General features: G+C 34.7%; 22 protein-coding genes. 14 read left to right on the plus strand and 8 right to left on the minus strand.

Translation table 11 applies throughout. The annotated features are described in order from the left end of the window. Positions 1-197: 197 nt before the first annotated feature. A complete protein-coding gene (locus tag O7776_RS01990; protein WP_274308985.1) occupies positions 198-1,388 on the plus strand; it encodes an MFS transporter in 1,191 nt (396 codons plus the stop codon). A gap of 454 nt (positions 1,389-1,842) precedes the next feature. Next, positions 1,843-3,213 carry a flagellin gene (locus O7776_RS01995; protein ID WP_274308986.1) on the plus strand — a complete coding sequence of 457 codons (1,371 nt, stop codon included), beginning with the start codon at positions 1,843-1,845 and terminating at the stop codon, positions 3,211-3,213. A 77-nt stretch (positions 3,214-3,290) separates the two neighbouring features. Here O7776_RS01995 and O7776_RS02000 read toward each other — a convergent pair whose 3' ends face one another. After that, positions 3,291-3,917, minus strand: coding sequence for a hypothetical protein (locus tag O7776_RS02000; RefSeq protein ID WP_274308987.1), 627 nt, complete (start codon positions 3,915-3,917; stop codon positions 3,291-3,293). 232 nt (positions 3,918-4,149) lie between these two features. Between O7776_RS02000 and O7776_RS02005 the strand changes: the two genes are divergently transcribed. Continuing rightward, a complete protein-coding gene (locus O7776_RS02005; protein ID WP_274308988.1) occupies positions 4,150-5,196 on the plus strand; it encodes a LysM peptidoglycan-binding and 3D domain-containing protein in 1,047 nt (348 codons plus the stop codon). 158 nt (positions 5,197-5,354) lie between these two features. Here O7776_RS02005 and O7776_RS02010 read toward each other — a convergent pair whose 3' ends face one another. Continuing rightward, positions 5,355-6,785, minus strand: a complete 1,431-nt coding sequence (locus O7776_RS02010; protein ID WP_274308989.1) for an alanine/glycine:cation symporter family protein — start codon at positions 6,783-6,785, stop codon at positions 5,355-5,357. Between the two features lie 532 nt (positions 6,786-7,317). Further along, entirely contained in the window at positions 7,318-7,905 is a 588-nt protein-coding gene (locus O7776_RS02015) for an NAD(P)H-dependent oxidoreductase (RefSeq protein ID WP_274308990.1), read from the minus strand. A 117-nt stretch (positions 7,906-8,022) separates the two neighbouring features. Between O7776_RS02015 and O7776_RS02020 the strand changes: the two genes are divergently transcribed. Then, complete coding sequence (locus O7776_RS02020; protein ID WP_274308991.1) at positions 8,023-8,454, plus strand: MarR family winged helix-turn-helix transcriptional regulator; 432 nt, start codon at positions 8,023-8,025, stop codon at positions 8,452-8,454. A gap of 107 nt (positions 8,455-8,561) precedes the next feature. Here O7776_RS02020 and O7776_RS02025 read toward each other — a convergent pair whose 3' ends face one another. After that, a complete protein-coding gene (locus O7776_RS02025; RefSeq protein WP_241367465.1) occupies positions 8,562-9,122 on the minus strand; it encodes an LOG family protein in 561 nt (186 codons plus the stop codon). A gap of 52 nt (positions 9,123-9,174) precedes the next feature. Between O7776_RS02025 and O7776_RS02030 the strand changes: the two genes are divergently transcribed. The 6 genes from O7776_RS02030 (at position 9,175) to O7776_RS02055 (ending at position 13,182) form a co-directional block, all read left to right on the plus strand. Beyond that, positions 9,175-9,489, plus strand: coding sequence for a MazG-like family protein (locus tag O7776_RS02030; RefSeq protein WP_274308992.1), 315 nt, complete (start codon positions 9,175-9,177; stop codon positions 9,487-9,489). A gap of 231 nt (positions 9,490-9,720) precedes the next feature. Next, the gene (locus O7776_RS02035; RefSeq protein WP_274308993.1) at positions 9,721-10,215 is read left to right on the plus strand and encodes a COG4315 family predicted lipoprotein; all 495 of its coding nucleotides are present in this window, start codon (positions 9,721-9,723) and stop codon (positions 10,213-10,215) included. A gap of 118 nt (positions 10,216-10,333) precedes the next feature. Next, positions 10,334-10,918: an RNA polymerase sigma factor gene (locus O7776_RS02040; RefSeq protein WP_274308994.1), complete on the plus strand. Its 585-nt coding sequence runs from the start codon at positions 10,334-10,336 to the stop codon at positions 10,916-10,918. Continuing rightward, positions 10,908-11,654 carry an anti-sigma factor gene (locus tag O7776_RS02045; RefSeq protein WP_274308995.1) on the plus strand — a complete coding sequence of 249 codons (747 nt, stop codon included), beginning with the start codon at positions 10,908-10,910 and terminating at the stop codon, positions 11,652-11,654. The genes O7776_RS02040 and O7776_RS02045 overlap by 11 nt, the downstream gene beginning before the upstream one ends. Before the next feature lie 205 nt (positions 11,655-11,859). Next, positions 11,860-12,543: a GntR family transcriptional regulator gene (locus O7776_RS02050; protein WP_274308996.1), complete on the plus strand. Its 684-nt coding sequence runs from the start codon at positions 11,860-11,862 to the stop codon at positions 12,541-12,543. Between the two features lie 21 nt (positions 12,544-12,564). Next, positions 12,565-13,182, plus strand: a complete 618-nt coding sequence (locus O7776_RS02055) for a sterol desaturase family protein (RefSeq protein WP_274308997.1) — start codon at positions 12,565-12,567, stop codon at positions 13,180-13,182. A 235-nt stretch (positions 13,183-13,417) separates the two neighbouring features. Here the strand turns inward: O7776_RS02055 and O7776_RS02060 are convergent, their stop codons facing one another. Next, positions 13,418-13,792 (minus strand): DUF1761 domain-containing protein, encoded by a 375-nt coding sequence (locus O7776_RS02060; protein ID WP_274308998.1) that lies wholly within the window; start codon positions 13,790-13,792, stop codon positions 13,418-13,420. 456 nt (positions 13,793-14,248) lie between these two features. On the opposite strand from O7776_RS02060, the gene O7776_RS02065 reads away from it, so the two are divergent. Further along, positions 14,249-16,351, plus strand: a complete 2,103-nt coding sequence (locus O7776_RS02065) for a methyl-accepting chemotaxis protein (RefSeq protein WP_274308999.1) — start codon at positions 14,249-14,251, stop codon at positions 16,349-16,351. Positions 16,352-16,638: 287 nt separating this feature from the next. Here the strand turns inward: O7776_RS02065 and O7776_RS02070 are convergent, their stop codons facing one another. Next, entirely contained in the window at positions 16,639-17,112 is a 474-nt protein-coding gene (locus O7776_RS02070; protein ID WP_274309000.1) for a GNAT family N-acetyltransferase, read from the minus strand. Positions 17,113-17,639: 527 nt separating this feature from the next. Between O7776_RS02070 and O7776_RS02075 the strand changes: the two genes are divergently transcribed. After that, positions 17,640-18,821: a NupC/NupG family nucleoside CNT transporter gene (locus tag O7776_RS02075; protein WP_274309001.1), complete on the plus strand. Its 1,182-nt coding sequence runs from the start codon at positions 17,640-17,642 to the stop codon at positions 18,819-18,821. A gap of 46 nt (positions 18,822-18,867) precedes the next feature. Here O7776_RS02075 and O7776_RS02080 read toward each other — a convergent pair whose 3' ends face one another. Further along, positions 18,868-19,716: an MBL fold metallo-hydrolase gene (locus O7776_RS02080; RefSeq protein WP_274309002.1), complete on the minus strand. Its 849-nt coding sequence runs from the start codon at positions 19,714-19,716 to the stop codon at positions 18,868-18,870. 357 nt (positions 19,717-20,073) lie between these two features. On the opposite strand from O7776_RS02080, the gene O7776_RS02085 reads away from it, so the two are divergent. Beyond that, complete coding sequence (locus tag O7776_RS02085; protein WP_274309003.1) at positions 20,074-21,240, plus strand: uracil-xanthine permease family protein; 1,167 nt, start codon at positions 20,074-20,076, stop codon at positions 21,238-21,240. A gap of 583 nt (positions 21,241-21,823) precedes the next feature. Further along, positions 21,824-22,132 (plus strand): hypothetical protein, encoded by a 309-nt coding sequence (locus O7776_RS02090; protein ID WP_274309004.1) that lies wholly within the window; start codon positions 21,824-21,826, stop codon positions 22,130-22,132. 593 nt (positions 22,133-22,725) lie between these two features. Here O7776_RS02090 and O7776_RS02095 read toward each other — a convergent pair. Continuing rightward, positions 22,726-23,343, minus strand: a complete 618-nt coding sequence (locus O7776_RS02095) for a hypothetical protein (protein WP_274309005.1) — start codon at positions 23,341-23,343, stop codon at positions 22,726-22,728. Positions 23,344-23,591 lie beyond the last annotated feature (248 nt).

Consider the following 23,591-nt stretch of genomic DNA (forward strand, 5'->3'; position numbering starts at 1 on the left):
GATGAAATAGGGAATCAAGAGAAAAATCGTTCTTATATAGTATTCTCCTAACTCTGCAGCCTTGTCGACTCTGATAGTCCTTTATCCGCTAATTGAATAAGAAAGGCTTTTTCTTGCAAAAATATTTTATGTTATGATATTAAGGTTGTGCATCTACTATATGACACATTTACATTCATCTAAGAAAAGAGGTTTTTATGCACTCTACAAAATTATCGAAGCAACATTGGTTGCTCATCTTAACACTTACTTTATTAACATTTGTTCTAGGAACAAGCGAATTTGTTATTGTCGGAATCTTAACAGATATTTCTTCAAGCTTTCAGATAACAAATGCAAAAGCAGGTACACTCGTTTCTGCGTTTGCAATCACGTTTGCCATTGCCACACCATTAGTGATGTCAGCAACAAGTCATTTTCCAAAGCGTAAATGGATGTTGTTTTTAATAGGAACTTTCATTGCCCTGAATGCTTTGTGCGTAATTTCCACGAGCTACATCATGTTCCTTGCACTTCGGATTTTGACGGCAATTGTAACAGGCGTATTAATCTCCCTAGCTATGATTGTTGCAAGTGAAACGATGCCGATTGAAAAACGCGGAATTGCAATATCATTCGTTTTTGGTGGATTCACACTTGCAAATGTCGTTGGAGTGCCTCTTGGTATTGTCATCGCTGAAAGGTACGGCTGGAATGCCACTTTCATTTTAACTACTTTCTTAGGTTGTTTGGCGTTTTTGGCATCTTTTTCAGTCTTGCCAGATAAACTTAGCCAAGTTCGCAGTTCGATACTGGATCAGTTTTCTTTATTGACCAACCCAAGAATTTTGATGGCTTTTTTCATTCCTGCTCTCGGATTCGGAGCAACTTATACTGTCTTTACGTACCTAGTTCCTATCTTGAACGGAATGGGCGCACCAGAAAACTCGATTAGTTTAATCTTGTTTGGTTACGGATTTATCTCGATTTTCAGTAACATTCTCGCCGGCAAGATTGCTAGCCACAATGCAATCGGTCGCCTTCGATTTGTTTTTCTCGTTCAGGCAATTGTGCTAACAACTTTATTTTGGACGACAAATCATTTTATTTTAGGACTTGTAAACATTGGCTTAATGTCGTTAATGGCCATTCTCTTAACAACATCTACTCAGCTTTATTTAATAGACCTCGCAGGAATTTATCAGCCCAAAGCAACGGGACTTGCTGCATCACTTATGCCAGTGGCAAGCAATGTAGGTATCGCTTTTGGTTCTGCATTAGGCGGAATTGTATACCATCAAGGGAATTTAATGAATGTAACATGGGTAGGGGGAATAGTTGCAGTCTGTGCAAGTCTACTAACTTTCTTTAGTTATCTTTTGGACCAAAAACAAAAGAAATCAGTATAAAAGGGAATCAACAAACGTTTGGCATGCTTCCTATGGTATCTCCAGAAGAACAAAAACCTTTCTATGCCATAGTTAATGATATACAGTAATCTCTTCTATATAAAAAATTAAAAAAAGAAGTATCAAGGACGTTTAATCGTTGATACTTCTTTAAACTATATTTTTTTATTGAGTTACTTTAACAGTTTTATGCAATAGTGTCCTTATATTTATATCTAATCCACTCGGTATACTTATCTTCAAATCTCCTCTTACATATTTCTCTGTCTACAAAAGTAATTCCTTTAGCATCCATCATAAAAGTAACCTAATTTCTCTAATCAATGGTTGGTATTTCTATCTCCACTTTGCATTTAATCCCGTACCACTAACATTAAAATACTCACTAATAAATGGACTAAATTGGTATTTAATAGTACTATTTTAATACACAATATATTTCGGGAGCTAGAAAATGAGAATTCAATATAATCAAGGTTTATTCACACAAAACCGATACAATCACACAAATACTGAATTAAATAAAACGTTAAACAAACTTTCTTCAGGCTTCCAAATTAACCAAGCTGCAGATGATGCTGCTGGATTAAGTATTTCAGAAAAGATGAGAGCACAAATTCGTGGGCTAAATCAGGCTGGAGAAAATATTCAAGATGGGATTTCACTTATTCAAACAGCTGAAGGTGGATTAGGTAATATCGTAGACCCTAATTTACAAAGGCTTAGAGAACTTGCGGTACAAGCTTCCAATGATACTTTAACTGATGAAGATAGACTTTTAATACAAAAAGAAGTAGATCAAATAATAAAAGGCATAAGCGATATTGCTACTAATACTGAATTTAATGGGATGGCTTTACTCGCTGGAATGTCTAATAAAGATGGTAATCAAATACCGTCTGGTTCTTTAGCTCAAGATGTTAAAGAAATTACAACTAGTGGTGGCATAACGGATAAATATACATTCGGGGGAAAGGATTACGCTAGTGCTGTCATTGACTTTAGTAATATTACCTCAGCAAGTGACGTAGCTAATTTAGCTGGAAAAGGGGTTAATTACACTTGTTGTACTTGTACAAAAGCTTATAGTATAAAATTTGTAAATGGTAATCCGGATGCATCAAGATTAAATGATTTTAATCCCGTGATGGAAGTGGATATCAGTTCTATTACGAACGGAACGGATTTAGTAAACAAAATTATTGAGACAGCTTATGGTCAGGCAGGATTTGTTTATGATCCCGGTAATCCGTCTATTCCAGGTAGTGCAACAAGTTTTGTAAATCATTATTCACAGTTAGCAGCTGATGGTGGAAAAATATTTATTTATGATAATAGACCCGGAAACGCTAATGGGAATTGGCCAAGTAATGGCAGTGGGGTATTTGATCTGAGTGTTTATGGGGAAGTACAGGAGGAAGAAGACTTGTTCTTACATTTGGATATGCAAGTAGGAAGTAATGCCGGACAAACGGTTAGAGTATCCATTCCCAATGTAACTGTGCAGAAACTAAAAATCGATCCGCTACCTGTTGATACGCAAGTGAATGCAAATGCAGCTATTACGATTATTGATAATGCGATTAAGAAAGTATCAAGTGCAAGGTCAACTATAGGGACATATCAAAATCGTTTTGAACATGCATACAACAATGTTCAAAATGCGGCAGAAAATTTAACAAAGGCCGAATCACAATTACGTGATACCGATATGGCTAAAGAAGTTTCTAAATTACAAAAAGACCAAGTATTATTACAATCAACTCAATCCATGATGGCACAAATCAATCAAATGAGCCAAGGGATTCTAGAGATATTAGGGTAAGCCTTATTTTAAACAGCACCAATCCAATAAAGGACTGGTGCTTTACTATTTTCTCTAAACCTCAAAAATAACTTTTATTAAGCTTCTAGTGTTTTATAAATCTTTTTGACTCTTTTTAATTGTGGTGCTGTTAGGTATTCTTCTCTTTTTCGTAACACATTCAATAATTCCTCTTTATTTTCATCTGTTACGGCTAAAAGCGTACTTTCCGAGTGCTGAGGAATTTCCTTTGGTCTGCAATTCTCAAGGTGATGGAGTAATATTGGAAAAATCACATCATTGTTTTCCTTACTGACAGCTGCTAGCTTCGCAAGAGTTAGCACACCTTTATCAATTGTAATAACAGAACCAACTTTCATTGCACTTTTTAATATATCAAGATGAGCCATAATGGTTTCTGATGCTCCCTCGGCAATCGTAGCTAATGCTGTCATTCCGCCCCAGACCAAACGATTATTACGGCTTTTTAGCAATTCTATAAAAGTCAGGACGTACTTATTTATGAGTTCTGGTTTAACTTGCCCAATTTCGTACGCTACTTTAATACAATCGTATTGAATCTTTTTATCTTTGCAAGTTAGGTTTTTAATTATTTCTTCGATGCCCTCATAATTTTCTTCATTGGCTAATTTATGTGCCAGCTCAATATTTGGCACTTCATCATTTCGACTTAGTTGAGAAGCTAACAGGTTCAAAACTGACATGATTATCCCTCATTTATCAAATTTTTTTATATACATTATTACATTTAACCCTTAACCAATCTATTGTTTTGTAATAAATTTCTTACGAGATATTATCGTTTAATATTAGCAATATTATTGCAATATAAATGCCATGGACGTAAACAAATTAACACCTCCTTGTTCTTTTTCTCAGAAAAATCTATGTTACGATTAATAAAAATTAGCAACCAAGAACATGGAGGAAAATTAAATGCTTAAAAAAATTATATCAATTGTACCAGTTGCAATGCTTTCGGTAACTTTAGGTGCTAATGTTCAAGCTGCAACGATTACCGTACAAAAAGGGGATACACTTTGGGATATATCACGTGCAAATGATACGTCTGTAGAAAATATTCAAAGGTTGAATCATCTTACTACCGACCTTATTCACCCCGGGGATGTCTTAACCATTGCACAGCAAAAACAATATACCGTAAAGCAAGGTGATACATTATGGGACATAGCTCTAGATCATCAAGTAACAGTTTCGCAAATTAAAGAATGGAACCAATTACATACTGATATCATTCATCCAGGTTTAAATCTAATCATCTTTGATGGTTTGAAAACTAGTAATACGGTTGTAACTGAAAAACCAATAATGCCTGAAGCACATGAATCAAAGGAAACTACAACTCCATCAACAAATAATACAGATTCAAAGGATAGTAAACCTGAAGCAACCGCTCCATCAACAAGTAATACGGATTCAAAGGATAGTAAACCTGAAGCAACCGCTCCATCAACAAATAATACAGATTCAAAGGATAGTAAACCTGAAGCAACCGCTCCATCAACAAGTAATACGGATTCAAAGGATAGTAAACCTGAAGCAACCGCTCCATCAACAAATAATACAGATTCAAAGGATAGTAAACCTGAAGCAACCGCTCCATCAACAAGTAATACAGCTTCAATGGATAGTACATCTGAAGTAACTGCTCCATCATCAAGTAATACGGCTTCAAAGGAAATTATAGTAGAAGCTTCAGCCTACACGGCTTCATGTGAGGGATGTTCAGGTATTACCGCTACTGGAATTAACCTTAAAACAAACCCGAATGCAAAGGTCATCTCAGTTGACCCAACTGTTATTCCACTTGGTAGTAAAGTTTATGTAGAAGGCTATGGCGAAGCAATCGCAGGGGATACTGGCGGAGCCATTAAAGGAAATCGAATCGATGTCTTTATTCCTTCTCAACAGGATGCAATCAATTTTGGAGTAAAACAATTAAAGGTAACAATATTAAACTAACATATCTATTACCATCCTATCCTTAGGATTGCTATAAATGTACAAAAAGGTGATTTGAATCTTAAATAAAAAAAAGGAACCAGATTTGGTCCCTTTTTTTTTCAGCCATTCCAATAGGGGAGTGCCCAAAAAGTTGGTCACTCCTTTTATAATAAAATTTAACTTTGTTCTTCTATTTCTTCATCTTCTCTCCAACATTCAACTTCTCCAATTTCAGGTACATTTTTCGTATAGAACACTGGATCTTTACCTTGTTTACGTTGGTTTAAATAATCATTAATTACTGGTTTTGCTACTTTCCAAAGTAACAGAATAGCGATTAAGTTTATGATTGCCATAATGCCCATAAATAGATCCGCTAAATCCCATACAACTTGTACTTTTGCAACCGAACCAAACATGACAAAGAGTACGACAAATATACGGAATACAAATAATCCATTTTTTGAATCTTTAATAAATCCAATATTCGATTCACCATAGTAGTAGTTACCAATAACCGTGCTAAAGGCAAACATAAATACAATTATTGCTAAAAAGCTACCTGCCCAATCACCTAGGTTTTCAACTAAGGAAGCTTGAGTTAAATTTACGGAAGTAGCATCAGATTGAAGATATGCATCACCCAATAATACGATTGCAGCAGTTGCAGTACAAACTAATAAAGTATCAATAAATACACCAAGTGCTTGAATCAAGCCTTGCTTTACTGGGTGTGAAACAGCTGCTGTTGCTGCTGCATTAGGTGCAGAACCCATCCCTGCTTCGTTGGAGAATAGACCACGTTTAATCCCATTCATAATTGCTGCCCCTAACATTCCCGCAAAGGCTTCTTCCAATCCAAAGGCAGATTTAATGATCAGGGCAAACACATTTGGAAGTTCTGAAATATTGATGATTACAACAAAAAGTGCAATGATAATATATAAAATTGCCATAACCGGAACAACTATTTGAGTGAAGCTTACAATTCGCTTTAACCCACCAAAAACAATGATTCCTGTAAAAGCAGCCATTATTAAACCTACAATAACACGATTAGCACCAAAACTCTCTTCAAAGGCTATTGAAATCGTATTGGCTTGTACTGCATTAAAAATAAAACCGTAAGTAACTGTAATAACTACAGCAAAAAGAATACCCATCCACCTTTTATTTAAGCCCTTTTCCATATAATAGGCAGGACCACCACGAAACAATCCAGTACGTTGATCTTTAACTTTATATACTTGTGCTAATGTACTTTCAATCAGTGCAGACGCACTCCCAATTAGCGCAATCATCCACATCCAAAATACAGCACCAGGACCTCCAAGAGCAATTGCCGTCGCAACCCCAGCAATATTACCAGTTCCAATACGTGAAGCGGCGGATATTGTAAAGGCCTGGAAAGAAGATATACCCTTTTTCCCTGACTTATCTTTTGGCGCTGCTTCTGTAATAAGTTTAAACATTTCTGGGATTAATCTAAATTGAATAAACTTCGTTTTAACAGTAAAAAACACACCTGTTCCAACTAACAATACAATTAATACATACGAATATAAAATTGTATTTATTTCACCTAGAATACTGTCAAACCAATTCATAAATTCACTTCCTTTATTTAATAAAATCTCCTGTTCACCATAGGAACACAAATTTGGAAACAAAAATGGAGTACCTTTTTAAAGACAAAAGGGTTTATTATAAGTACTCCTTTTTAAATTTCCGTAAAACATTTCTCTGACTTTTACCACTCTGTTTTCTCTATACATGTTATAACCGATAAATTTAAAAAAATCGGCGAACAACTATAATAAAAATCTGATAATTTGTAAATTGACGGAGGAGGATGAGCTACTTCTGAGAGAACAGCACAATTCTCTAGATTACAGGCTCAGACCGTGCCCTCTGAAAGCACCCTCAGAATGAAAATCAATTTTCATTATACTAAAAAAACACCATTTTCCTCAACGGAAAAACGGTGTTTTTGATATTTGTCTTTAGATTTTCAGGAGTTTTGTTCTATTAGGAAGAAACAGTGAAATTATGGAACGAAGTAAAATAAAATCTATTAAAAACTTCACTTACTTATGAAAAGGTTCACCATGACTTATCTAAATGAGGTATCGAGTTATCCTACTGGTCTATTCTTTTAAAATAATTATAAATCTTTTCAAGTTTTTTCGTTTGCTTTCCCTTAGGACTTTCCATATTTCCAAATTCAAAAAACTTCACTTTCTTAATGCCCACAAAATTAAATAATGCTCTTTTCATTAGAATTTTATGTGCATTGTTCAACCAAAGAAATGGATAGTGAGTAGGACCCTTCATTGTAGAAATACATATAACGGACTTTCCCTTCAGCAATCCTTCCGGAAAAAGGCCCTTCTTATCTTTATAAGCAAAATTTGAAGCAAATAAACGATCTATATATCCCAAAAGCATCGCGGGAGGTCTTCCCCACCAAATAGGATAGATAAAAACAATCATATCAGCCCAAGTAATTTGTTCTCTATATTTTTCAATACTAGGATCAGTATGCATATCACGTCTTCGTTTTTGCTCATTAAACACTAGAAGTGGATTAAATCCTTCTTCATATAAATCTAAGACCTGTATTTCCTTTATCTTAGGGTTTTCATTACTTCCTCTCATCACTTTTTGTAAAAATGCATCGTTCAAACTACTATGATTAGGATATGTAAAAACTATTAGCATCTTCATAACGCACCTCTTATTTATCATTTGATAACTAAATAGTAGCACCTTTTATTTTGGTTATCAATTGATAATTGTATTTTGATAGCATTTTTGTTACCTTGGCTATAAGAGGTGAGAGAAATGAACAAAAATACTCTTTTTGATAAACTTGTGTCATTTACGACTTCTGTTCATCGTGTAACACATGAACTAACCAAAAATGCGAAACCAGATTCAATCTCGCAAGTTCAATATAACATTCTTGAATATATTGCAGTTAGTCAACCTGTTACTCCAAGTGAAATTAACGATTGTCAGAATATGTCTATGCCAAACACAAGTCGTGAGCTTAGCAAGTTAAATAAGAAAAAATTAATTGAAAAGATAAATGATAGCAAAGATCGACGAAAACAATATATTCGTCTCTCACATGAAGGGGAAGCTATAATGAACGAAGCTTTTGCAAGCATAGAGTCACATTTTTTAATGCGAATACAAAATGCTTCGAAAGAAGATTTAGAAGATATTGAGCGTGCAATAGATACTCTTCAGAAAAAGCTATTTTATCCTTAAGTATAAATTAACATCAACAGCTCCCTCAATGGAAAATCCATTGAGGAAGCTCGATACTTTATTTTAATGTCCCTGTTAACCAATCTATAGAGGCTGTTCTCTAAAAATTAATATGTTCGTACCATTGGTGGTATATAATTTGCAATATATTGTTCGATCTCGGTGAAAGAGTTGGAAAACAGCATTGCTTTTTTATCTGCTTCAGTTAAAAAGCCGTTTGTTACCATATCATCATAAAAATCTTTTAATTTATCATAGTAGCCACCTACATTGAATAAAATACATGGATTTTGGTGTTGTCCTATTCTTGCCCATGAAATTACCTCAGAGATTTCTTCTAGAGTTCCAGGTCCTCCAGGCAGTGCAATATAGCAGTTCCCTAATTCAATCATCTTGTTTTTACGTTCAGACATGGAGTGAACAACTTCTAAACGAGTTAAATTAGGATGACTTAGCTCTCGGTCAACTAAAAATGTTGGAATAATGCCGATTACTTTACCATTATGTAATAAAACTTCATCTGCAATCACACCCATTAGACCAGCCTTTCCTCCGCCGTATACTAAAGTATGACCATTTTCGGCAATCCACTTTCCAAGTGATTTTGCTGCCTCTTCGTATAAATCATTGTTACCTAGACTTGCACCACAATAAACTGAAATATTCAAATTCTATTCCTCCTTTATGCTATCATTATAGAAGTATAAGGAGTGATTTTCATTGAATATTTTTGAATACCAAAAGTGGATAACAGAATTTTATAAAAAACGTGGCTGGTATGACTTAAACGCCTTTATTCGTGTAAATTTTTTAACAGAAGAGGTTGGGGAAGTTTCAAAAGCCATTCGAACAATTGAAATTGGGCGTGATCGTCCGGATGAAGAAACTCTACCTAAAGAAAACCAAATTGAGAATTTAAAAGAAGAACTAGGCGATGTTCTTGATAATTTATTTATTTTAGCTGATAAGTACGAAATTGATTTAACTGAAATAATGTTAAGCCATAAAGATAAATTAACCAAACGATATCAATAAGTATGCATCTTACCTTTAAACAGCCCCTAAAAAAAAGTTCTAAAAATAACAAAACCACCTAAATCGTTGTCATATCAACGTTCTAGGTGGTTCTTTTAATAGAGCCGCACTTACTTATCATACGGTTCACCGTTAAGATTTAAAAATTTAAAAAAATTATTTTTTCTTTCGAACCGTTTTTAATTTTTCTTCGTTTCCTTTATCGAATTGAAAAAATAGGAGGGAATTAACATGAAAAAGAATGGTTATTTTTACACTACTTTACTTTTAGCGTTCCTACTTCTTGCGGGGTGTAGCGCTGGAACAAACAGCGAGGATCAGAATACAAAGGAACAAGCAAATGAGACAGCAAAAGTCGAAAACAATAAAGACGAAGCGAAATCCGCACTTAAGATGATGGAGAATGAAACAGTAGGTCAATACTTGGCTGATGCTAATGGAATGGCTCTTTATTACTTTACTAAGGATGAGCCTAATAAAACGAACTGCAGTGGGGATTGCTTGAAAAACTGGCCATCTTTCTTTGCAGAAAATGTAGAGGTTCCTAAAGGATTCAACAAAGAGGACTTCGGCACGATTACTCGCGAAGACACTGGAGAAAAGCAAACAACCTATAAAGGCTATCCGCTTTACTATTTTGCCAATGACACTGCATCCGGGGATGTTAAAGGTCAAGGCGTCAAGGGTGTTTGGTTTATTGTAAACAGCGACACAGTATTTAAATAAGGATAACCTGAAGGAACTGCTGAAATTGGCAGTTCTTTTTTCTCTCCATTATATTTTTATATACAGTATATGGTTTATAATAAAACTAAATATTCTTACAAAGGGAGAGAATCAGAGAGTGAAATCTAAAACGGACGAGGAATTAATTGAGTTAATTGTCCAAAAACATCGTCCAGCTCTGGAAGAACTGTATGATCGCTATATAAAGCTCGTTTACAGTTTCTCTATGAAAATGACAAAGGGCGACACAGAGAAAACAAAAGAAATTGTTCAACAAGTTTTTCTCCGACTTTGGACAACAAATAGAACTTATAGCCAAGCAAAAGGGGCATTTCCGAATTGGCTTATCACGATTACTAGAAATATTTCCATTGATTTAATTCGTAAAGAACAAAAACATAATGGAACCATCCAGTTAGAGTTCCAACAATGGAGACAAATGGAGGATCATCAGTCAGAAGGCATCTTCCAACAAGTTTCAAAAAATATTTCAAAACAGCAAATTCATGAAGCTAAATGCCATCTATCCGAATCACAGCAACGCCTTATCAATCTATTATACTGGGAAGGCTATTCTTTAAGTGAAATTGCTGAGCTTGAAAAAAAACCCATTGGTACAATTAAAAGCCGGCTACATCAAACCTTAAAGAAACTTAGGGAATATATGAGTGAAGGAACTGGAGGTGTTAGGCGTGGAAAATAAATGCGAAAACCTGACTTTATATATGATAGACGAACTTTCTAAACAAGAAAGAAAACATTATGAACAGCATCTTAAAACGTGTAGATCATGCCAAAATGAATTAAACTCCTTGCAAGAAACATGGCAGATGCTTTCATATGATATGGAAGGAGCGGAAGTCCCAGAAACACTTAAAACAGAGGTCATGAATTTTATCTTTGACGATGTACCTTTAAAAGCACCCGCAGCAATCGATAAAAAACAAACCATTTTTCAACGTTTGAAGTTACAATTGCGGAATCAATTCTCACCCTTATCTGCAGTAACAACCATCATTTTAATATTAGGTATGTTTGGATTGTATTGGAAAAACATTCAATTAAACGATTTTATTACAGCAGTAGAAAGCGAAGTTCATACTCCTTCTCAAATCGTCAAAACCTTTACTTTAAAAGGACAGAATATAGCTTCATCTGCAAACGGAATGGCCTATCTTCTTGAAAACGGCAATCATAACAATCTAATTATTGAGTTAAACAATATGCCAGGAACTAAAAGAGATGAAGTATATCAAGTATGGCTGTTAAAAGATGGGGATCGGCATAATGCTGGTATTTTAAAGCCCGATGAAAACGGTAACGGCTTCATTACGTACCGGCTACCGAAAGATCAAACCTTCAATGATATTGGGATTACTTTAGAACCAAATCCAAATAACACCCAACCTCAAGGGGGGAAAGTGATGGGAACTTCTTAAATTTAATCTAAATAAGGCTTTACCTATGAATTTATTTTTGTAGGTAAAGCCTTTTTTTCATAAACCACATATGTTGTACTTGTTTGATCATTCTATTTAAAAAAATTCACCCCTTTTATTGACAGAAAATTCGAACTTAATATATAATTTTTGGTATTACCACTGTATTTAAATTGTATTACCAAAAAACAAAGGGGAAGAGGATTTGAAGGAAAAGGAACGGTCTTCAGATAAAATTGAAAGCACATTAATTAAAGCAATATTGGATGGTATTTACTCTGTAGGAAGTACGTTGCCGCCTGAAAGGGAGCTTGCAAAGGAATTTGGTGTTGGCCGTCCAACGATTCGGGAGGCACTTCAACGTTTAGAAAGGGGAGGATGGATAGAGGGGAGAACAGGAATGCCCGCGGTTGTGAATGATTACTGGCGCGATGGGAATATTACGACACTTGTTAATATTATTGAGAATCACCAAACGATAACAGATGAATTTATCATGTATTTATTAGAATTAAGAAGTTCTTTGACACCCACTTATATTCGTGATGCGGTTACGTTTAATCAGCCTAAAGTCGTTGCGCTTCTTGCCAATCTAGAGCAGCTTGAAGATCGTGCAGAAAGCTATGCAGCATTTGATTGGGATTTGCAAAAAAGATGTGCTGCCCTTGCCGTCAATCCAATCTATCTACTCATCTTAAATAGCTTCGATTCCATTTATTTAGATATGGCGAAAATCTATTTTTCTGTAAAGGAACATCGAGAGTTGTCCTTCAATTATTATAACGACCTATTAAAAGCTGCATTAAAGGGAGATGCAATGGAAGCGGAAAGGTTTTCTAAGACAACAATGGAGAAAAGCTTGGCTCTCTGGAAAGATAGAAAAAAATGAAGAATGCTGGAGGTATGGTAAATGAAATTGAAATATTTTAAAGAATATTTTTCTTATCCTGATATATTAATCATGAGCTGTCTGTTCCTCATTAGCTTTGGATATATGATTCTAAATTTCACCTCAATCATAATTTTGGGTGCCTTTATTTTGGGAATGATTATGTATTCCTTAGCGGAGTATTTGATACACAGATTTGTTTTTCATCTGAAGCCACCAAAGAATGCATTTCTGTTAAAAATACTGAAACGTTTACATTATGACCACCATGCAAATCCGAATGAATTACATTTATTATTTTTACCATTATGGTATAGTGTGCCAAACATTGCGGTTGTAGGAATTATTTTTTACTTTGTTTCATCTAGCTTTGTCATAACAAACGCATTTATTGCAGGGGTCATATCTTTTTTATTATTTTATGAGTGGAAGCATTATATCGCCCATCGCCCCCTTCAGCCGATATCTCCATGGGGGCGTTGGATGAAAAAGGTTCATTTATGGCATCATTTCAAAAATGAAAATTACTGGTATGGTGTTACGAACCCAGCCTATGATTTTCTAATGGGTACCTTTAAAAACCAAAAGGATGTTGACCAAAGTAAAACTGCTAAAAATCTAGAGAAACGTGGCCACTAGAATATAGAATTATAAAAAAATTCATCGTCACTCCCTGAGATATGTCAAGAAATGTCCTTTAAACTAAAACCGTGCCAGCCCTACAGGACTGGCACTTTATTTTTTCCTCTGAAAAAACCGCATTTACTTATGATACGGCTCACTGTAACACCTCTAAATGAGGGATAAAAAATGGATCCCCATATGTATGAGACATCCTTCTTTTTACTCGATTCAATCTATATAAGTGAGACGATTAGACAAAAAGACCGTGGAGTGCTCCTAGTAAGGTAAAAATGATCAAATGGTCACCAATCGCAATTAAACAATTTCTCTTATTTACGAGTCCAAATAATGTATTTTTCATATAAACAATTGAAATAAGAATGCCAATAATACCTCCTACTGCAGCACCTTCTAACAAACTATTTGAACTAGTCGCTTGAACGAGTATTGCAATAAAAATGGAACTAATAAAGGCAACGATTACTGAAAACACATATTTTAATGCACCTTTGCTTTGATTTTCCTTCCCTACTAATATGGAATAATAGATTGCCCCATAAAACATATACAAGATTCCACCTATAAGAATAGCAAGATAATTTAACGCACTTAAATCTATTGACATACATTTACCCCCGATTTATTTAGGCTCTATGGCTAAAGCGATTGCACTGATTCTGCAAATAAGATTGAGTGTACCACTCACTTCCTCAATGTGCACAAGCTCAATTGGATTTCCCAAATATTTGTACCCACTAATTGGAAACCATTAGCTATACCAAAGTGGCTGTAACAACAGTTACCATAAAAGTTGATAACGCTTTAATTTTCATTTAAGTCACTCCAATCATAATAATTAGTAGATAATATAACATATATTTCTATATTTTAGTTTATTCAGGTGTATTGTACTATGTTTTGCGAAACGAATAAATCGTTAGTCACTTTTTTGAATTCTATATTTATGTAATATAACCCTTAAATTTCTTTGTGAATAAGTAATATTCTGCTTTATTCGCCAAATATTCTATTGTGATACATTAGTCCATCTATTATGATTATTTAAAAAAGGGGTGTTGTAATGAAAAAATCTAGGAGTATTGCTTTAAAGCTATCTTCCCTAATTATCGGAGTATTTTTAGTATTATTTCTTGCTTATACTTTGTTATCAGGTGTTGTTTTAAAGAATCAGAGTGTTGATGATGCAGAAAGTGCAACACTTCAAACTGCTGAATATTCTGCAGCAATAATGAATGAACGTTTCCAGAAAACAAACACTACATTACTGACGACAAAACGTATTATTGAGAGTATAGAGAAAAGAGAGCAACTTTCAGGAGAAACCATAATGAAAATTATGGAAACTAATTTACTCAATAATGAAGATTTACTTGGAGTAGGGGCTGTATTTGAAGAGAACTCTGCAACGATAGAGCCAACAATTAGTGCTAAATTAGTAGATTCAAAAAATCGCTTTATCCCTTATTTAACTAAGGATGGAAGTTCGATATCAAAATCTTCTATTGAAGGTCTCGAAGATAAGAGTGTTTCAGAGTGGTATTGGGTACCAAAGGAAGAAAAACGAGCAGTTTTAACAGAGCCATATGAATATAATGTAAATGGAAAGACAGTACTAATGACTACGATTGCTGTACCTGTAGTCAATTCTTCAGGAGCAGTTTTTGGCGTATTGACAGCTGATTTATCCATCGACTATTTAAATGGATTAACAGAGTCCGTAAAGCCAGATGGTGGCTATGCCGCAATTATTACAAATAACGGTATTTTAACTACCAATAGTTTTGCTGAGGCACTAGACGGAATAAATATGCAGGATACTTTGGATTGGACAAGTATTAAACAAGCGATGGATAATGGCGAGCTAAAAAGTTTGTATATGGATTCCAAAGAGCTTAAGGAAAATTCGTTTAATGTTTTTGCACCGATGAAATTAGATGGCATTGATGAAACTTGGACCGTACAATTAGTGTTGCCGGAATCCAAAATACTAGAAACTTTTAATCAAGTACTTATCTATACGATTATAGCTTCAGTTATTATGGTTATTTTAATGTCGGCTGCTAGTGCGATGTTTATCTACAAACAACTGAAGCCGTTAAAGATTTTACGTGCATCTATTGAAACGGCAGCAAAGGGTGACTTAACTCACAAAGTAGATGAGAAATTTATTAAACCTGATGAGATTGGTGCTGTTGCATTAGCCTATAATAACATGCTAGATCAAACGAATAGTGCCATTCAATCGGTGTTAGATTCTACTACATTGCTTAACCAATCATCCAATAATGTTCATGAAGCTATTAACGAAATTGTTGTTTCAAGTGAAGAAGTCTCAACAGCAATTGATGAAATTGCTAAAGGGACTTCGAAGCAATCAGAGGATACAGAAGAGACAAATTATCGAATGATTGACTTATCTGATCAAATTGATGCTATTACAAACCTATCGAATGAAATGGATGAGCTATCGAATAAAACAATAGCTACTACAGATAAAGGAATGCAAGAAGTGGAAAGCTTACGTGAACGTAATGAAGAAACGAATGCAATGAATGGACGCATTCAACAACAAATGGAGTCATTGGCCTCTAATATTGCCAACATTAATCAAATTATCTCGTCAATTCAAGGTATTACAGAGCAAACAAATTTATTAGCGTTAAATGCTAGTATAGAAGCAGCTCGTGCGGGTGAACATGGGAAAGGTTTTGCTGTTGTGGCTGAGGAAGTACGAAAGCTAGCGGAGCAATCCAAAAAGGAAACAGAAGTTATTCAGAAAACGGTATCTAGCATTTTAGAGAATTCGCAGCAAACCGTTGCTGTAATTGCTGCAAACGCTGATTTAACGAGGGCTCAAAATGAATCTGTGCAAAGCACTGAACTAGCATTTAAAGAAAATAGCGAGCTTTCACGTTCTATTGCAGCATCAATCAATGAGCTAATGACTAAACTTTCTTCTATGTTAGAGCATAAAAATCAAGCGATTATGGCGATTCAAAGTATATCTGCTATATCAGAGGAGACTGCGGCCTCTGCTGAACAAGTAAGTGCATCTGCTATAGATCAACAAGCAGAGTTACAAAAGGTGGCTGAATCGATCGATAATATGGAAAAGACTTCAAATGAATTACAAGAGGTTGTTAATCGATTTAAGCTTGTTTAATAATTTTTAAGAATGACTGCTAGTTAGGTATGTAAATATCTACAGCAGTCTTTTTTTCTGTAAAGTTTATAGAAAAGGGTACATTGACCGAGTAGATGAACAGTACTATACGCCCATCATTCAAGGATGCTTTAAGCTCATCTGCCCTGTTCAATGTGTATTCTGACCGCTTAAGCTAGCTGGACCTCTTCATCAACACAGAGGTCCAGCTAAGTAAAAGCATGGTAATTGAAAATAAGGTGCTTAATTAACCGCATTTACTTATGATACGGCTCTCCGTAACTAGTTTAAGTACGGCTTTTTACTTGTTCATTTATAGTTTTGATAACCGCCATCTCTTTACCGAATCGATTACCATAATCAATAAACCCTAAACTTTCATATAAATTATGTGCATTTAAATTATTTGGATGATAACCAACAATGATTTTCCTTGCATTCGGTATTTTGGCTATTTCTGAAATCATTAATTGAGTGGCAGCTTTACCAATACCTTTACCTTGATAGTGCTTATCCACCATAATTCGATATATCCAATAACCATCCAATTCCTCAAGAATTGAATTAAACATTAAGAAACCAACTACTTTCCCCTCAAAATAAATAGCATAAGGTTTTAATGTAGTTTCAAACTTTGAATGAGCAATTGAAAACGCATTTGGCTCTAAAAAATTTTGTTGATCTACTGATACTTCAAGCGTACAGCATTCATACCAATTATCTGCATTGACTTCTACTAATTCCACATTACGAATTTCCATTCATTTTCCCCTCTCAAATTCGGGAAAACGCTAGCAAATTGTTAATTAGACGTTCTCCCTCTATAATGATTCATTGTTTTAATAATATTTTTCATAATGAACGCCCCCTAATAGTTACTGTCTAGAATAAATAGACTTTAATAGTATAGCATTTATATTAAATAAACCCAAAACATCCATAAAATAACATAATGCTTGTTCTCCACTTTTAATGAAAAAGGTGTAAGAGTGCTCAATGAACTGATCCCTGAATATTGGGAATAGTGAAAACTTTATAAAAAGTGTACCTATTCGGGGTTTTTCTAATTCTCTATTTATTCCCTCAGACCTATCTAAAATTATTCATTAATCATTTTTTTTGCTTTTTTAATAACTTTCTATTAACATCTCTATGACACCATTTTCAACAAAGCTTATTTAAAAAAACTATGTACGGTTCTTTTTTATTAAATATGGACAAAATATTTATTACAATCACAAATAATTGAAACCCGCACATTATGTTTTATTTCATCAGGAGGTTACATATGCAATACGTTATTTCTATTTTAGGTATTCTTGTGGTATTGTTTTTGGCTTGGCTGGCAAGTTCCAATCGAAAAGAGATAAAATTCAAACCAATTATCACAATGATTGTCATTCAAATTCTTTTATCATTGTTATTGTTAAATACAGAATTTGGTTTAATCATCATCAAGGGAATTGCTACAGTTTTTAACAAGCTGCTCGAATATGCAAGCGAAGGAGTTTCCTTCGTGTTTGGTGGCATGGCGAATGAGGGAGAGGCTCCATTCTTTTTAACTGTATTACTGCCAATTATATTTATTTCTGCATTAATTGGGATTCTTCAGCATTTAAAAATCCTACCATTCCTTATGAAAGGAATTGGCTTATTATTAAGTAAAGTAAATGGGATGGGTAAACTTGAATCATATAATGCCGTTGCTTCATTAATAGTCGGACAATCAGAGGTTTTCATCACATTAAAGAAGCAACTCGGTCTGATTTCAAACCAGCGTATGTATACGCTATGTGCGTCGGCGATGTCTACTGTATCAATGTCCATTGTTGGGGCTTATATGACGATGCTGGAACCAAAATACGTTGTCACAGCTTTAGTATTAAATTTATTTGGCGGTTTTATCATAGCTACTATAATTAATCCTTATGAGGTTGACCCAAATGAGGATTTATTAGAGATTGAGGCGAATGAAAAACAATCCTTTTTTGAAATGCTCGGCGAGTATATCCTTGATGGTTTCAAGGTTGCCGTTATTGTTGGGGCCATGTTGATTGGGTTCATTGCGTTGATGGCGGGATTCAATCATGTGTTTGAGCTATTGTTTAATATTTCTTTCCAGAAGATATTAGGTTATATCTTTGCTCCAGTTGCCTTCATCATGGGGATTCCTTTCTCTGAAGCGGCAAGTGCCGGATCCATTATGGCGACAAAACTGCTAACTAATGAATTTGTGGCGATGTTGGATTTATCCGGAGGCAATTATCACTTTAGTGAACGAACAATGGGCATTCTTTCTGTATTCCTTGTTTCCTTCGCCAACTTTTCATCTATTGGTATTATTGTCGGGGCTGTCAAAAGTCTAAATGAAAAGCAAGGGAATTCTGTCGCTCGTTTTGGCTTGAAACTGTTATATGGTGCCACACTTGTAAGCGTACTTTCAAGTATCATCGTTAGTTTGATTCTATAAAATCCTTACTTAAAAAAGGCAGTGGTGCGCACCACTGCCTTTTGATTTAATAACCATTTACAAAGAAAGAAATCGTTTCTTTTTCGTCTTCTGTCAATTCCCTTTGTACATGTTTTTTATATTCCATCATTATTTTCTGTCCATCCCCACCACAAATATCTGTATATTTTGCAATCGTTCTAAGCTGGGCTACTTCTTGATTGAATTCCTCTTTTGAAATTGGCTGTTGATGCGAAGGTATATATGTATCTGCATCAAATTGCTCTAACTCATCTAATAGCCGCAGCGTTTCCTTGATTGTATAGTTTTCTTTTACTGCATAAAGATTAGGGTAAATGCAATCAGCAAGGAAGAGAATCTTTTCTTCTTTAATATACACGATTGCTGAATCGGCAGCATGGTCCCCTCCAACATATTTAACAATACAGGTTACCCCGCCAAGGTCGATTTCCATTTGTTTTTCAAAAGTTACATCCGGCAAGACAATCTTGATATCTCGGTGATCCTTGAATTCTTCCTTAATGGCTTTGGCGCAAAATTCAATTTCCGTTCCCTCTTTCACTCGCTCATCTATTGCCTCGTCTGACCATGAAAATGGGATTAATTTCTCCATTTCTTCTTTTGTTTCTTTGGAAGCAATGGAAACTGTATTAGATAATGCTGAAAGGCCAAAGATATGATCCCAATGCCAATGAGTAAGAACAACCATATCAGGATTGGGAACTCCTCTTTTTAAAAGTTCCTTCTGAAAATAATTAGCATGGGCTTCAGAGTTGCCTGCATCAATCATTAATGTCTTATTATTGCCGACCACCATTCCTAGAATAGGGCGATCGGTTACCGATATTGGAGTGATATACCAAAAACTGTTACCTATTTTGTTAATTGAGTGCATAAAAGCTACCTCCTTTTTATAATATTTTAATTCAAATAGCGGTGATTTACCCTATTGGGGGAATTTTATAAAACGGTACTTATTTATGATTTGATACTCCGTAACTAATTTATACGCAGTTTTTTATTAATAATTAGTCTTTATTGATCTTAGCCAAATACCGCTTAATAGTTCCCATTATCATTAATACCATTATATAAGAAAAAAGCATATTAAACGATTACGTTTACTCTCCTTGTAATAATCAGCATCTACAGAAAACATGAAATATCAATCAGTATTATTCTTTAACTTTTATTCTAAAAATTAAATAGGAGAAATATCATATAGCAAGACAATAGTAAAGGGGGGACACGTTTGAAAAATTTTTTTCGCGCGATACCATTATCTTTACAGCATTTGTTAGCAATGTTTGGTGCAACAGTTTTGGTTCCAGTACTAACCGGTCTTGATCCAGGAAGTGCACTTATTGCCAGCGGTTTAGGAACCCTGATTTTCCATCTTATTACACGTGGAAAGGTTCCTACGTATCTAGGTTCATCCTTCGCTTTTATTGCTCCGCTAGCATTGTATGTGGGGGAGTTAAAATCACCAGGTCAAGCAGTTGCAGGTCTTATCAGCGTTTCCATTGTTTATGCCATTGTATCTATTATCATTTCAGTTGTCGGTTTTGAAAAAGTCAGAAAAGTAATTCCTGCAGTTGTCGTCGGACCGGTTGTAAGTATAATCGGTCTTTCGCTGGCAACCACTGCGGTGACCAACATGGCTTCTACCCAATGGGATGTCGCTATCGTCAGCCTTCTTGCGGCGATCATTGCTACGCTTGCGGGAACTAAGGTGATCCGCATCTTCCCACTCTTAATTGGTCTTGCAATAGGGTATGCCTATGCTGCGATGCGTGGATTTGTTGATTTTGATACCATCGCCAGCGCACCTGCTTTTGCTCTTCCACATTTCGTCATGCCGGAATTCACGTGGGTTGTGATCCTTGGCATGGCGCCGATTGCCTTGGTTACCATCATCGAAGACCTTGGACATATGTTTGTACTAAATGAGATTACAGGAAAAGAAGTGACAAAGGATCCTGGATTTTCAAGCATCCTATGGGGAAATGGCCTTGCAACATTAATCTCCGGCTTCATCGGTGGACCTGCACAAACTACTTACGCGGAAAATCTCGGGGTTCTAGCCATCACACGCCAGTATTCAAGTAGGATTATTCAGGGTGCTGCTGTTCTTGCGATTCTTCTTGGTTTGTTCGGTAAAGTTGGAGCTGCTATCCAATCCATTCCAGTTGCAGTGATGGGCGGCATATGTATCTTGTTGTTTGGTATGATCGCAGGAATGGGGATCCGTCATATCATTGAAGAAAAAGTTAGTTTGGCTAATATGAAAAATTTAGTCATCGTCGCAATTATCTTTATCATCGGAGTTGGATATGCCCACGGTATCGCCTACGCAACAATTGCCGGATTGCTCATCCATTGGTTCGTACCTGATTTTACGACAAAGAACGAAAATTAGAATAAAAAGGCCATTCCACAATAATAGATAATATAGGGTAAATAGTATAATAAAATAAAACCAGACTTTATATTTAGAGGTTTTGAGTTTGATTATATATAATCAAACTTTGTATTTGTATATATGTAAAACTTTGAAATAAAGTTTGAGAAAACACCTCGTAAATCTTTATTTTACGATTAATAAGAAGAATCCATTTTGAAAAAAGATTGATCAAAATGGATTCTTCTTTTGCGTTTTTAAGTTTAGTTTTTATAAGTAAGTTTGAACATTTTCTACTAGCATTACTCCATAAACGCGCCCGATTGTTGAATAACGAATGCAATTACAAGGTTATGTTTAGCAATACTCCCAAACACCGCTTTGGGAATGTTATAAAGATGACTTTTGAAACTTTTATAATTGAATTAATGTAAATATAGTAATGACTTATTGTAGGGAGGGGATTATTGTTTTTATTTATTATTTTTTATTTAGTTTAGGTGTGTTATTTGTTATAGGCAGTGCGATTTTTTTTATTCGTATGTATAGAAAGAGAGAAATTAAGTTTTGGTCGACGATTAAAATGCTGAGCGGTTTTCTAATGGCACTCCTAATTTTATGGATGACTGTTCCAAGTTTAAAATATGTAATAACGAAAGACTTTGATGTTGTTAATGGTAAATGCACGATAGAAATATCTTCATCTGGTCGTTCTTCTAATTCGATTTTCAATATGCTTCAAACAGACGAACAATTTAATTTCAATGAGATTCCTGAACTCGATGCTTATGGCAAATCAATTCCTTATTACTGTGAGGTTACGGTGACCAAAGACCGTATTTGGGCAATGGATTATAAAATTTACGATTTAAAGACAGGAAAGCTTATGGATTCACATACTGGTAAATAGCTTATTCTTGGGTCCCGTCAGAAAAATGTGGAATTACAACATTAAGATTTTTTTCTGACGGAATCACCTATTTTAACAATGTTAAGGAATTCGTAATGGTCTAAGTTATGTTGGATTATGACTACTCTCTAACCCCTCACCTTGGTTTTGGCGGCGCGGGATCTGATTTAAACGATATAAACCGTCTATACCTGTTTGTCGATACGCCGCTCGCTAACTACTTAAACATTTGGATTGCATTCTAGTTGTTCCTGATCTTTTTTAGTAAAAAATTTTAAGTCATTTCTCATCCGCTCCAACATCTTTTTTTCTCATTAAAAGATAAATACCCTATACGATAGTCTTTTTTCAAAGTTTATATCGTATAGGGTACATTTTATAAATCAAGTCCACGAAGTGGTTTTTTATTACTTATATTTCTTTGCTAAATACTTATAAGCATAATACAAAATTATGAAAAAAAGTATTCCGTAAATAAATTTATATAATAAGAAAAAGGTTTTATGTTCATCAGTTAGAACATAAAGAATAAATCCACTTAAAAGATAAAGAAATATAATTGAAATTAGTTTTAATTTTTCGTTCAATTTTGATTACCACACAACATCGAAATATCCATTATTTGGTTTCGCATCTTTAGAATCAAGATATTCAGCTATTGCTCCCGCAGGATCAAGCACATAATTTAAATAACTAGCAATAACAGGAAGACTGATTCCTAAAGCTATTGCTGCTTTTCCGATAACTTTTGTTTTAATTGTATTGGTGAATATTCTTTTTAATTCTTCTGCTCCATATTTTTTTAATGCAGCAGCTAATGTGCCTACTCCAGAGGCAATAAGGATTCCACTTATAATTGTATCAATTGCTCCTGCTACATATTTATTCTGAATATGAATATCTGGAAGGTTAGGTGTCCAAATATCTCCAAGGTCAAACCCCATAGTAGATATCGAATCTGGTGGAATATTAGAAATATCGATGTTTTCAAGGTTTTCTCTAATACCAATCTCCATTTCTTTTCGTTCTTCGATATTATCAATCTCAGCCAATTTCATTTGTAATGCTTGCTCAATTCCTTTTTCTATCTCTTCTTCTGTTAATGATAATTTTTCAAAAGAACTTGTTTCCATAGCAGAAGTAGGAGCACTTAAACTGAATGCCATAGCTAAAACAATCAAAAAACTAGTAATCTTTGTTAAACATTTCATAAAATTAATCCCCCTTTTATTTTGTTTTACAGCTTTGAGAAGCTTCGCATTTACTTCTCTATGAATTTCTTGGGTGTAATTATCTGAATTTGCATAATGAGAAATCGTAGAAACAGATAATGTATTGTATTGCCCCCAACACATAACTTTAAGTATGCCATTTGTAGTGAATGTTTATTATATTCTTACAAAACACCGGTTCCAGTTAGCCATACGTCTAATGTTTGAACAAAGTCCATTATAATTAA

The organism is Solibacillus daqui (assembly GCF_028747805.1).
GTDB lineage: Bacteria > Bacillota > Bacilli > Bacillales_A > Planococcaceae > Solibacillus > Solibacillus daqui.

Excerpts from the sequence above, each read along its gene's own strand:
- O7776_RS02055 (WP_274308997.1), top strand. The coding sequence starts at position 12,565 with ATGAAATTGAAATATTTTAAAGAATATTTTTCTTATCCTGATATATTA.
- O7776_RS02010 (WP_274308989.1), bottom strand. The coding sequence starts at position 6,785 with ATGAATTGGTTTGACAGTATTCTAGGTGAAATAAATACAATTTTATAT.
- O7776_RS02060 (WP_274308998.1), bottom strand. The coding sequence starts at position 13,792 with ATGTCAATAGATTTAAGTGCGTTAAATTATCTTGCTATTCTTATAGGT.
- O7776_RS01990 (WP_274308985.1), top strand. The coding sequence starts at position 198 with ATGCACTCTACAAAATTATCGAAGCAACATTGGTTGCTCATCTTAACA.
- O7776_RS02080 (WP_274309002.1), bottom strand. The coding sequence starts at position 19,716 with ATGCACTCAATTAACAAAATAGGTAACAGTTTTTGGTATATCACTCCA.
- O7776_RS02035 (WP_274308993.1), top strand. The coding sequence starts at position 9,721 with ATGAAAAAGAATGGTTATTTTTACACTACTTTACTTTTAGCGTTCCTA.
- O7776_RS02000 (WP_274308987.1), bottom strand. The coding sequence starts at position 3,917 with ATGTCAGTTTTGAACCTGTTAGCTTCTCAACTAAGTCGAAATGATGAA.
- O7776_RS02095 (WP_274309005.1), bottom strand. The coding sequence starts at position 23,343 with ATGAAATGTTTAACAAAGATTACTAGTTTTTTGATTGTTTTAGCTATG.
- O7776_RS02005 (WP_274308988.1), top strand. The coding sequence starts at position 4,150 with ATGCTTAAAAAAATTATATCAATTGTACCAGTTGCAATGCTTTCGGTA.
- O7776_RS02075 (WP_274309001.1), top strand. The coding sequence starts at position 17,640 with ATGCAATACGTTATTTCTATTTTAGGTATTCTTGTGGTATTGTTTTTG.
- O7776_RS02065 (WP_274308999.1), top strand. The coding sequence starts at position 14,249 with ATGAAAAAATCTAGGAGTATTGCTTTAAAGCTATCTTCCCTAATTATC.
- O7776_RS01995 (WP_274308986.1), top strand. The coding sequence starts at position 1,843 with ATGAGAATTCAATATAATCAAGGTTTATTCACACAAAACCGATACAAT.
- O7776_RS02015 (WP_274308990.1), bottom strand. The coding sequence starts at position 7,905 with ATGAAGATGCTAATAGTTTTTACATATCCTAATCATAGTAGTTTGAAC.
- O7776_RS02020 (WP_274308991.1), top strand. The coding sequence starts at position 8,023 with ATGAACAAAAATACTCTTTTTGATAAACTTGTGTCATTTACGACTTCT.
- O7776_RS02070 (WP_274309000.1), bottom strand. The coding sequence starts at position 17,112 with ATGGAAATTCGTAATGTGGAATTAGTAGAAGTCAATGCAGATAATTGG.
- O7776_RS02090 (WP_274309004.1), top strand. The coding sequence starts at position 21,824 with ATGGCACTCCTAATTTTATGGATGACTGTTCCAAGTTTAAAATATGTA.